This window comes from Cylindrospermopsis sp. CR12 (genome assembly GCF_001432185.1).
In the GTDB taxonomy this organism is placed as follows: domain Bacteria; phylum Cyanobacteriota; class Cyanobacteriia; order Cyanobacteriales; family Nostocaceae; genus Raphidiopsis; species Raphidiopsis raciborskii.
Map to the genome: position 1 here is coordinate 19,039 of NZ_LMVE01000019.1, position 11,918 is coordinate 30,956.

At 39.4% G+C, this 11,918-nt stretch carries 9 protein-coding genes and 1 pseudogene; 3 read left to right on the forward strand and 7 right to left on the reverse strand.

Going from position 1 to position 11,918, the window contains the following annotated elements; all coding sequences use genetic code 11:
- The first annotated feature begins 2 nt into the window (after nt 1-2).
- Nucleotides 3-1,139 carry a cob(I)yrinic acid a,c-diamide adenosyltransferase gene (locus ASL19_RS02135; RefSeq protein WP_006276885.1) on the forward strand — a complete coding sequence of 379 codons (1,137 nt, stop codon included), beginning with the start codon at nt 3-5 and terminating at the stop codon, nt 1,137-1,139.
- Here the strand turns inward: ASL19_RS02135 and nblS are convergent.
- The 7 genes from nblS to ASL19_RS02170 all read right to left on the reverse strand — a co-directional run bounded on the left by nblS (nt 1,136) and on the right by ASL19_RS02170 (nt 10,824).
- Nucleotides 1,136-3,052, reverse strand: coding sequence for a two-component system sensor histidine kinase NblS (nblS, locus tag ASL19_RS02140; protein WP_057177096.1), 1,917 nt, complete (start codon nt 3,050-3,052; stop codon nt 1,136-1,138). The two genes, ASL19_RS02135 and nblS, sit on opposite strands and share 4 nt — an antisense overlap.
- 65 nt (nt 3,053-3,117) lie before the next feature.
- A complete protein-coding gene (purD, locus tag ASL19_RS02145) occupies nt 3,118-4,404 on the reverse strand; it encodes a phosphoribosylamine--glycine ligase (RefSeq protein ID WP_057177097.1) in 1,287 nt (428 codons plus the stop codon).
- A 272-nt stretch (nt 4,405-4,676) separates the two neighbouring features.
- The gene (locus tag ASL19_RS02150) at nt 4,677-5,156 is read right to left on the reverse strand and encodes a DUF29 domain-containing protein (RefSeq protein WP_057177098.1); all 480 of its coding nucleotides are present in this window, start codon (nt 5,154-5,156) and stop codon (nt 4,677-4,679) included.
- Nucleotides 5,157-5,325: 169 nt separating this feature from the next.
- Nucleotides 5,326-7,239: a hypothetical protein gene (locus ASL19_RS02155; RefSeq protein ID WP_057177099.1), complete on the reverse strand. Its 1,914-nt coding sequence runs from the start codon at nt 7,237-7,239 to the stop codon at nt 5,326-5,328.
- 456 nt (nt 7,240-7,695) lie between these two features.
- Entirely contained in the window at nt 7,696-7,935 is a 240-nt protein-coding gene (locus tag ASL19_RS02160) for a hypothetical protein (RefSeq protein ID WP_057177100.1), read from the reverse strand.
- Nucleotides 7,936-8,080: 145 nt separating this feature from the next.
- Nucleotides 8,081-8,356, reverse strand: a complete 276-nt coding sequence (locus ASL19_RS02165) for a type II toxin-antitoxin system RelE/ParE family toxin (protein ID WP_057177101.1) — start codon at nt 8,354-8,356, stop codon at nt 8,081-8,083.
- Between the two features lie 5 nt (nt 8,357-8,361).
- The gene (locus tag ASL19_RS02170; RefSeq protein ID WP_057177102.1) at nt 8,362-10,824 is read right to left on the reverse strand and encodes a hypothetical protein; all 2,463 of its coding nucleotides are present in this window, start codon (nt 10,822-10,824) and stop codon (nt 8,362-8,364) included.
- A 46-nt stretch (nt 10,825-10,870) separates the two neighbouring features.
- On the opposite strand from ASL19_RS02170, the gene ASL19_RS02175 reads away from it, so the two are divergent.
- Complete coding sequence (locus tag ASL19_RS02175) at nt 10,871-11,716, forward strand: glutaredoxin (protein WP_082604640.1); 846 nt, start codon at nt 10,871-10,873, stop codon at nt 11,714-11,716.
- Nucleotides 11,717-11,771: 55 nt separating this feature from the next.
- Nucleotides 11,772-11,918: pseudogene (locus tag ASL19_RS18430) on the forward strand (IS4 family transposase); the annotation flags it as partial.

Consider the following 11,918-nt stretch of genomic DNA (forward strand, 5'->3'; position numbering starts at 1 on the left):
AGATGACAAGAAATGGAATCGGTATTCTGACAGCACAAGCACGGTCAGAACGACTGACAGGTCAAATTCACGTTTATGATGGTGCAGGAAAGGGTAAATCTCAAGCTGCTTTAGGGGTGGTTTTGCGCTCTATTGGCCTGGGTATCAATACCAAGAGCAATTGTAATCGCGTTTTGCTATTACGGTTTTTGAAAGGACCAGGAAGAGATTATGACGAGGATGGAGCGATCGCAGCTTTACAAAGGGGTTTCCCTCATTTGATTGACCAGGTGCGTACGGGTAGGGCTGAGTATTTCGGACATGATGAAATTACTCCCTTTGACCGAGCAGAAGCAGCAAGGGGTTGGGATGTGGCTAAGGGGGCTCTTGCTTCTGACCTTTATTCCGTGGTGGTTCTGGATGAAATTAACCCGGTTTTAGATTTGGGACTGCTCCCGGTTCAAGAGGTCGTAGAAACCTTAAAATCTAAACCTCAAGAACTGGAAATTATTACTACAGGTCGAGCAGCTCCACAACAATTACTGGATATTGCTGACCTGCACTCGGAAATGAAACCCCACCATCATCCTCAAGCAGCAGAATTACTCTTGGATGGTATAGAAATTTATACTGGTTCAGGAAAAGGTAAGTCTACTAGTGCCTTGGGTAAGGCTCTAAAATCAATCGGTAGGGGAATTAATCACCCCGGTTCCGCCCGTGTATTGATTATGCAATGGTTGAAAGGTGGTACTGGATATACTGAAGATGCAGCGATCGCCGCTTTACAGCAATCCTATCCCGATGTGGTAGATCACTTACGCTGTGGTCGGGATGCGATCGTGTGGCGCAATTCTCGACAACATTTGGACTATGTGGAAGCAGAACGAGGTTGGGAAATTGCCAAAACTGCGATCGCATCTGGGGTGTATAAAACTATCATTCTTGATGAACTAAATCCCACGGTTGACCTTGAGTTACTCTCCGTAGAGCCTATCCTACAAGCCCTATTGCGTAAACCTAAAGGTACGGAAATCATTATTACTGGGCGTTGTCAAAATCAACCAGCCTATTTTGATTTAGCCAGTATTCATTCTGAGGTTTATTGTCATAAGCATTACGCAAACCAGGGAGTAGAATTAAAAAGAGGGGTAGATTTTTAAGGGAGGGGAGTTAGGTTTACCGTGGGTTTGTCTTCATCAAACAAAGCCAAATCAAACCAAAAGGTAGTACCTACTCCAACTTCACTAACCAAATGCACTTGACTATGGTGTCTTTCCATGATATTTCTAACGATAGATAAACCCAATCCAGTACCCTCTAGGGTATGGACTCGATTTTCCACCCGGAAAAAGCGGTCAAAAATTGCCTGTTGGTCTTCTGGAGCAATGCCTATACCTGTATCGCTAATCTCAATGCGAACTAATGGAGAATTGTGACCAGACCTATTTACATCCACCCTATAAGCACGAATAGCTACTATGCCTCCTGCTGGTGTGAATTTTAAAGCATTACCGATTAAATTGCCAAACACTTGCAGCAATAAATCATAATTACCTATTACCAGTGGTAAATTAGGTGTTAGTTCCTGAACCAGGTTAATACCCTTTTCCTTAGCATTAAGTTGATAAGTTCTCAATGTTTGTTCTAATGCTTGTGCTAAGTCAACACCATCAAAATGATAGGTTCGACCAGACTCTAGTTTTGATAAGTCCAAAACATCATTAACCAAGCGGGTAAGTCTATCAGTTTCATGGTTTACAGTTGCCAAAAATTCTTGACGCTCTTTGGCACCTAGGTCATCACCATAATCATGAAGAGTCTCAATATAGGTTTTAATATTAAACAGGGGAGTGCGCAACTCATGGGAAATATTACTAATAAATTGACTTTTAGCTTCATTTAATTCCACTTCTCGGGTGATATCTTGCACAGTAATAGCAATACCCTTAATGCTTTCTCTTTGGGAGTCAAGAACGGTGGTCAAAAGAATACGGATGGTACGTTTAGTTGGTTCTACCAGGAGGATGCGAAATTCTGCACTTTCACGCTCACCACTGGCCATTTCATACAAAGTGCGAGTTATTTCCATTTGTACACTATGTGGTAGGTAATTCAAAAGATTTTGACCCACCACATCTGTTCCTTCCCAGGCAAAAATACGTCTGGCCGTGGGATTGACCAAAATTACCTGCATATTATTATCAATAAGTACTGCACCATCAGCAATAGTAGAAACTAAAGTTTCCAATTTAGCTTTTTCCGCAGTTAATTCCTCTATATTTTGTTCCTCATACCTTTCTAGTCTTTCGGCCATATCATTAAAGCTGAAAATTAGTTCCCCTAATTCTCCTCCCAAGGGTAAATCTATGCGCTGTTTAAAATTTCCCGCTGCTATTTGCTTTACCCCTGCTAGCAATTCCTTGATTGGTTTGGTAATGGTCAAAGCATTAATCACCCCTGCCAAAATTACCATCACCCAAATTGTGATAAAAACCGCAATAGTTACATCACGGGTAAAATTGGAGGAAATTACCGCTGTGGGATTGGGATTAATGCCAATGGCCAGCATACCCAAATATCGCTTATTTGCCATCAAAGGGATAAATACATCTGTGACCAAACCATCAGGCGTATTGTGTTGACGAACTATTGGTTTTTGCTCATCATCAAGATAGTCTTCTGGTGGTAGCATTTCTTGTTTAATCGTCAAGGAACTTTCTACCTGGGGATCCCAGAAGGGAATGCCAAAAAAGATTTCCCCCGTTTCATCAGCATACAGCATATAGCGCACGCTAGATGTGCTACTGTAAAAACGCTGGGAAAACTGTGCCACCTCTGTGAAGTTTTTTTCTGCAACTAGTGGTGTAACGTTAGAAGCTAACAGCAGTCCCAGGTCTCTGCCAAATCTTGTGTCATTCAACCATTCATCTTGTTGAATTGTATTAACCGCCCAAAAGGTTAATCCACTCATAAATAGGGAAACCACTAAGGTAGCAACTGCTAGGAGCTTAGTTTGTAGAGTAAACTCATACCACCAATGATTAATCACATTACGAATTGTTACAATTAACATTGTTCGACCACCAATATGTTTGATTACATTCTTAGCCTATCATCAAATCTACTGACTGGTGGAGATTAGCCAATAAATTTGAGGACACGATGACCGATATCTCGACGGTAGTACATTCCGGAAAATTCAATCTGTTGAATTCCATGGTATGCTTGGGCGATCGCCTGGTGGAAATTTTCTCCCCATCCAGTAATATTTAACACTCTACCGCCATCGGAGATAATTTGCCCTTGGGCATTTAATTTAGTACCAGCATGGAACACTTTGGCACCTGATATTTCCGCATCTGGGATACCAGTAATCACCTGACCCTTTTGATAATTACCGGGATAACCAGCTGAAGCTGCGACAACGGTAGCTGCTGCGCCCGATTTCCAAACCAAGGGTGGGATTTGTGCTAATCGCTGGTGAATACAAGCTAGGATCAATTCATCTAAAGGGGTTTCTAATAAAGGTAGAATCACTTGGGTTTCAGGATCGCCAAAGCGACAGTTAAACTCCAAAACACGGAAGTCGCCATTATCTGCAACCATTAGGCCAGCGTACAAAATCCCACGATAGTCAATCCCTCTTTGATTTAAAGCCGAAATGGTATTTTCTAAAACTTCCGTTTGCACCCGTGACATTAGCTCTGGTGTAGCGATAGGAGTTGGTGCGTATGCTCCCATACCTCCAGTATTTTCTCCCGTATCACCTTCACCTATACGTTTATGGTCTTGTGCAGGTAAGAGTGGTCTAATAGTGACTCCATCTGTGATGGCTAAAACAGATACTTCTTGACCCAGGAGGTATTCCTCAATAACCACAAAATTACCTGCACTACCAAACTGTCCTTGAAAAATAGCATCTATAGCCATTTCAGCTTGTGTGAGAGTTTCAGCCACGGTCACACCCTTACCAGCAGCTAAACCATCAGCTTTAATGACTATTGGTATTCCCTGCTGTTGAACATAGATCTTTGCTAAATGGGCCTGGTCAAATACAGCAGCTTTAGCTGTAGGTACCCCTGCTTCTTGCATTAATGATTTAGCCCGGGACTTACTTGCCTCAATTTGCGCTCCATTGCGGTTAGGACCAAATACCATAAGTCCTAGTTCTTGTAAGTAGTCAGTGATGCCATTTGCCAAGGGGACTTCTGGACCAACGACCACCAAGGAAATGTTATGTTCTAGGGCGAATTTGCCTATAGCAGGAAAGTCGTTTACTGATAGGGGTAGGTTTTGACAACCCTTGAGATTTGCAGTACCACCATTTCCGGGTACGCAAACCACCTGATTAACCCGCTCAGACTGTAGCAGTTTCCACGCCAGAGCGTGTTCTCTTCCCCCATTACCAATAACTAAAACCTTCACCTGTTCTAATACCTTTGCCACAAAAATAGATAAAAGTTAGAGTGGATGTACTAGAGCTATTATTTGGCAACAAAAAACTCTCTACTCCACAAGCTGGACTAAATTATAGCACCTCGCAGCACCATTTATTTTTTTTCGGTGACAATTTCAGATTTAAGTAGAGAGGCACAATTATTTGTAGGATGGGTTAGCTGTAGGGTAACCATGGGGGTGTTGGGTTTCATACTTCAACCCAACCTACGTTCATCTTATATTTAATTCCACTGACCCACTTATTGTTGGGCCTCGATGATTGCTTTTTGAAAATCTTTAGTCGTATTACAGATAAATTGTGGATTTAAAATTTGCTCAATTTTGTAACAACAAACATCAGGGAATATAGCCAACTCCATTCCTGTTTCTGCTGCTGCTTCTCGACGAGCATTTCGGTAAGCTTTACTTACCAAGTCAGGAATATACTTTCCTAAACCAGGATTTTCTTCTAACAAATCTTGAAGATCGTCTCGTTGGTTAGCAATTGTGGTAAACCAACTGATAGACCGCTTATCAGCTTGATATTGCCACTTGAGTAAATGGGAGAGTAGAACAATTAAACGACTCTTTAACTCATTTTTTTCACTAATGCCCGTTAACGTTAATTCTTCAGCCAAATTATCCCAATCTAAAACATCGCCATTTCTATGCTTCAACGCTGAAACCTGGTGATTTAACCAGGTTAAGAAATCCGTGATATACAAGGAAGGGTCAGGCATAAAAAATTACCGATTTTACTGTCAGCACTAGTTACCTCAACACCAAGAGTATATCAGATTTGTTGTATAAGTCAAGGGGATATGGCGTTTAGTTTACATTTCTTTGCCGAAAATCAAAGGATGAAGGCCCCTGCATTCATGGATGGGGATTTCAATTTGTTTTGTCGTATTATTTTCTTGAGGTTATTAATCTGAGGAAATAGATTATTAGTCCTACAAATCCTAACTCATTCCACAAAAACTTTCTTAGTTCTCTATGGTTCCTAGGTTTGCGAAATTCCATCAAATACGCATCAAGACTGCGAACGGCAATCGCCTCTTGTCTGTTTCTATCCAGTAAAGTTTGTACCGTTGTGTACTGATCTAGGAGCTGTCTTAAATTTTCTAACCCCCCTGTTTCTAAAATAATTTGACTAATTTGATTATGAACGGCGATCGCCCCTTGTTTGCTTATATCTAATGAAGTCTGTACACTTCTAGATTGATCCAGCAGCTGTCTTAAATTTTCTATTCCTCCTGTTTCCAACAAAATTTGATTAATTTGACCTAGGTTGGACTCAATATTCTCATTGGCTTGATTAATATATCTATAGTGGGTTGCAATTTCCGTGGAAATCCCCCCGTAGGTTTGAATCAAATTTTCCAACCTGGTTTCGGATTCGCTAATATAGGTTTGTAATTGATTATATTGACTAGCTACTTCCTGTGATCTAGTTTGTGCTGCTGCTTCGATAGATTGTAAGTTTTGTTGAATATGTTGTATGTTTCGGTAAGTAAGTTGGGAAGAATTCTCGGCTTGTTGGATATTAGTCAAGACTTGTTGAATATCTGCCCATAAGTTAGGAGTAATACCCAGTTGACTAATTTGATTATAAACGGCGATCGCCTCTTGTTTAATTCTGTCCAACGAAGTTTGTATATTTCTAGACTGATCCAGCAACTGTCTTAAATTTTCTGTCCCTCCTGTTTCCAACAAAATTTGACTAATTTGATTATGAACGGCGATCGCCCCTTGTTTGCTTATATCTAATGAAGTCTGTACACTTCTAGATTGATCCAGCAGCTGTCTTAAATTTTCTATTCCTCCTGTTTCCAACAAAATTTGATTAATTTGACCCAGGTTAGACTCAATATTCTCATTGGCTTGATTAATATATCCATAATTAGTTTCAATTTCCGTGGAAATCCTCCCATAGGTTTGAATCAAATTTTCCAACCTGGTTTCCGATTGGCTAAGATAGGTTTGTAATTGATTATATTGACTAGCTAGTTCCTGTGATCTACTTTGCACCACTGCTTCAATAGATTGTAAGTTTTGTTGAATATTTTGTATATCCTGATAAGTGAGTTGGGAAGAACTATCTACTTGTTGAATCTTAGTCAAAAATTGTTGGATATTTGCCCAGAAATCAGAGGTAATACCTAGTTCAATAATTTGATTTTGAAATGCGATCGCCTCCTGTCTAGTTCTATCCAGTGAAGTCTGTACCGTTGTAGACTGGTCTAGGAGCTGTCTTAAATTTTCTACACCCCCAGTCTCTAAAAGAATTTGACTAATTTGATCATGAAGAGCGATCGCCTCCTGTTTGGTTCCATCCAATGAAGTTTGTGCCGTTATGGACTGATCTAGGAGCTGTCTTAAATTTTCCATTCCTCCTATATCCAACAGAATTTGATTAATTTGATCTAAGTTAGATTCAATATTTTTATTTGCTTGACTGACTTCTATATATTTAGTTTCAATTTGTGTATAAATCTTATGATATTCTTCAAGCTCTTTGATACTAGCCAGGACTTGTTGAATATTCGTCCATAAATCAGGGGTAACACCTAGTTCACTAATTTGATTTGGCAAGTCCCTTAAGCTCTGTAGTTCTGAATTAATCTTTTCAGCGTGATCATAATTAGCAAGACTACGGGTTTCAATCTCTTCCAGGTCACTTTTCACTACTTGTGCATTTTGTAAAGTATCTCTTGCATCTTTTAGGACATCTCTTGCATCTTCAATTGCCTCATTTATCACGTCACATAATTTTTTAAGATCTCTAGCAATATCTAAATCTGTTTTATGTTGAACATTCATCTATTTTTATATTCCTATAGTGAGAACAAGTTTCAGCTGATAGATAGAGTATATCAGCAATTAGGATAGAATGTTTTTAAAAACGGGCGATGTCTAAGCACTCCCCAGATCCCATTTCTATAATCTTTCCCACTCACCGTGCGATCGCCAATAACGCTGGTTAGGGGCTAATCATCTGCACGTTATCGGCATAATTGATACCTTATATGCTATTGTGATGTTGGTTAAATCATTCTGTCGTTTAGCAACGCCTAGATAAGGCTTAATGTGCTGGAGCCAAAAGGCACAGGATATGGAGTTGGCAGGATTTTATATTTTCTCCGGGTCAATACCAAGGGAACGTAGATAAGCAGCTAGTTTTTCTTTTTGTTGGCGTTCCTGGGGTTTCGTCCCTCAACCCCAACCAATGATGCTTAAACTACGCGTCACAGGTGGTTACCGTGATGTGTTTGATGGTCAATTCGGGAGATTATTGCGATAAATCTGATATTCATCGAAAGTCATAAAGTTTCCTGCTTGGTAATCACTACGAGCAGCTTGAATGTCATCAAGATCTTCCGGGGAGTCTTCATCATCAGGGAATAACTCAGCTTCCAACAATTCCCAAAGTTGATGTTTTTCATCAATTCCTAGTGAGGAAATTGCTTTTAACAATGCTGGGAATAGGACATCTACTTTCACAGTATTTTCGGCCATTAAAACTTACCTCCACTTTGATTCTATCTAAATTTATTTGGCACTAATGTACTATATAGACATAGACTCCCAAAGATTGAGACTTAAACCTCATGGACATATATGCTGTAATTTTCCACATCTATAAATATTGTAGAATGTAGATCTATACTGTATACACATCTCTTCTATGCCTACATTGAACCAGAAGAATAATTAATTTTCTATCATCAATTTCGTAGCGAACGCGATAATCACCAATGCGAATACGATATTCATTTTCATGTCCTCTCATTGTCATGACTCCATGGGGACGAGGATCTTGCCTAAGTCCTTCAATTCTGGGAGCGATCCGATCATAGACATCTCTTGGCAAAGCATCTAGCTGTCTTTGCACACGTCTAGGTACAACTATAGTGTAAATTTTATTAATGTGGGACATGGTGATTAATGTAATCGTTGTGACTTGTATTCATCAAAAGTCATAAAGTTTCCTGCTTGATAATCATTATAAGCAGCTTGAATCTCATCAAGTGATTCTAGCAAAAGCTCACTTTCTGAGATACTTTCGATCGCCATCTGACATAAATTAGACACTGGGGACAAATTATGGAAATTATTGTTTGATATTAGACTGCTAAATGGATAGTCTGCGGGAAACTGCTGACCTAAATTCATTCTTACACGAGCTGCTTCGTAGGGTAAAAACCTATCCTCAAGATCTTGAGCTATGGCATTAATGATACGGTTATAAGCATTGGCCATGGTTCTCTTTAATTCATTTGCTTGAGTAATAGCATCCCAAAATCGGCGGGAACTTCTCAGAAGTAAACACTTTATGGCAATCCTATTATAAAAATCGGTAATATTGTTATCAGCTTGCTTCAATTCCCTGTCCAAAAAATCTGGGTTACACTGGGATAATCTTGCTATTAACTTAGATTCAATTTCATTGATTCTATCATCTGCAGCTGTGCGAAGAACGGTATACATATCCCAATGTATCAGTGGGGGATCGGAATTTACAGCATCATTAATTAACCGGTCAACCGCATCCACATCTTCTGATAAATCTTCAGCACCAGATAACTCGGAAATCCAACTAATCAAAAAGTTACCATCCATGGAGGTATACCAATCACAGTTGGTAAATTGATCTCTTTCTCCTAACCTTTCCAATTCCTCAGGGGTTGCTATAATTAACAGTCTAGATTTTGCCCGGGTGGCGATGGTATACCAAATATTAGCCTCCTCAAAGGAGGGTTTACCTTCACCTTGAAATATCAAAAAACCAATGCAAGCATCAAATTCTCTTCCTTTGGCTTCCTCAGCTTTCAGATAACTAATTCCAGGTAAGTAGTTTGCCATAAGCTCATGATTATGTTTATAAATTAAATGAACTTGGCGCGATAACTTACGCAGTAAATATCTGTCATCCTGCTGGGTTGAAGCACTAATGTTGTCACTTAACTGCTGGAGAAAATTTCTAGCATCATCCATGGAGTCAACTTTTAATATGGCAACTTTTTCACCTATTTCAAAAGCATTTTCTGGATTGGAAGGATCAGGAAGGTGTCTACCACCAGCATTGGCGCTCTTGGCAAAATTGTGCAATATTTCAGCAAATTCCAGTATTTTTTGGGTGTTGCGGTAGTTGTATTGAAGATGAATTCGTTGGTTAAGATGTAGACTTCCCCAATCAAAATCAACCGGTTTAATCCGTTGATTCAGATCACCTAGTAACCAAATTATAGGTGGTAAAAATTGGTTCCGCCACCTTGAGAGCATTTGTATAACGTCATCTAATTCTCTAAGTAAATAATCCTGTGCTTCATCAAAAATGAACAGGGTCTGTCTTGTTATCTGTTCGGGTGTCATTATATCTGTGAGATCGAGTTCTTGAGTTGTTTTTCTCAAAGCGTCTAACCAAACTAGTTTGTTGTTGAGATGTTTTTTATATCCTTCCCTACCTTGCTTAATTTTTATTAATTTTTTAACTCTCAGTTCGTTGTTTCTATAAATGGGATTTTTTACGTTTATACTATCTCTTTCATAAACAAAGCTTCTGTATAGTGTCAAGTCGTGTTCTGAGAGACACTCATTATTATTAATAACATGGATCCTTCTGGCCTCTTTAGTAAGAGCATCTAATTCTTCTTCATTGGTGGCAACCTGATTATGTAGTTCAGAATTTACACTTCTATGCCATTCTTGAAAAGTACCAACAAAGAAAAATTGATCATCTTTTAGATCAAGTTCTTTAATACAGGTAAATTGTTTCACTTCCTCACAGAGAGCAGGTGGTAGAATTAGGATGATGTTCCAACCTTGTTGTGGTTGTATGTATTGGTTACAAGCGAATAGTGCAGCACAAACTGTTTTACCCGTACCTGGTGCACTCTGCAACAACAAGCTGGGAATTATTTCGTCCCTCCTTTCCCTCAAATTTTTAGTCAATGTGTTTAGGTGACTATAAATTGTTCTATGTTGTTCTGGGGTGAGAATTGGTGAATAAAGATAGCCACCATAAACAAACTGATACCAGGATGAGTAATTTTGATCGGATACCCTATATGTGGGAATACTCTCTACTCTGTCTTCTGGTAGATCAAGAATATCTGACCAAGCTAGGGGATTATCTAGGTTTCGATTCCTGTTGATTTGTTGATAAACCTTGTCTCTTCTTCCCACCTTAACAACCAGAAAATCATTATTTTCATCTCGTCTCCAGATTACTCTGATGTCATTTTGCCTGGTACGACATAAGTTTCCATAACCTTCTAGTTGTTTACAATCACCAGGAAGATCTTCACTAAAACCCTTAATTATGTTCCTAACAGTTTCTAGATCTTCATGGTATAGCTTCTGCATTTCCTTGAATGCTCTCTTGACAATTTTTACTTGTGCCATTAGTTTATTGTATATTGTATGGAGGATAATATATACACTAACATAAATGACTAATGTTTTATTCAATGCACCAGTGAAAGTCTACCGAATGTCAACGCCTGAACATCAGTGTCCTTGGGGACTACGAGCAATTAACTTGCTAATTGAGCATGGCATTCCCTTTGAGGATATTCTGCTGCGTTCACAGATAGAAGTTGATGCTTTTAAGGCACAATACGGAGTTTCTACCACCCCCCAAATCTTTATTGGAGATCGGCGCTTAGGTGGATATTCAGATCTTGCCAAGTATTTTTCCGTGCAAGCAATCACTCCTGAGTACTCCTACACACCGGTGATTGCTCTATTTTCCACCGCAGGATTAGTAGCACTTTCTACCTCCTTGGGACTAACTGGATTTATGGGTATTTCCCTTTCCATGCTGGCCTCCTTGAAATTGATGGATATTGATAGCTTTACCACCAGCTTTAAGAAGTATGACCTAATTACCCAGCGGTTCTACCACTATGGCAAACTTTATCCCTTTGCGGAGCTGGCCATTGGTTTGGGATTTCTATCGAATATAGCGCCACTATTTACCGGAGTTGGCTCATTAATATTGGGCATGAGTGGTATTGTGTCTGTTTTCAAGGCCGTATATATAGACAAAATGGCATTGAACTGTGCCTGTATTGGTGGAAATTCCAAAGCGCCCTTGGGAATTGTCAGCTTTGCAGAAAATGGCATTATGACGATTATGGGTGCTATGCTGATTTTTTCATCGCTCAGTCCCCAGTCCGTAAAATCTATGGTTTCCCCCAACACGGTTTCACCGGAAATTGGTTATCACCAACCACAAAAATTAGCTTGTGCCTTACCGGGTGACAAGGGGGTTGAAGATGAGATGTGGCAATAATTTGAGAAAATAAGGGGGTAAAAAAATAGGGGCAAGGGAGCCCCAAAACAACAAAATGTTACCACAATCATATCACAAAATTTTCCGAAAGCATTTGAGTGAACAGCAGTATTTGACATTGGAGATATTGTTATTATTGATACAAGCTTATCGCCAAGTAAAACTGTCAAAATTGGCGAGTTTGTTTCCCCAACCAATTAAA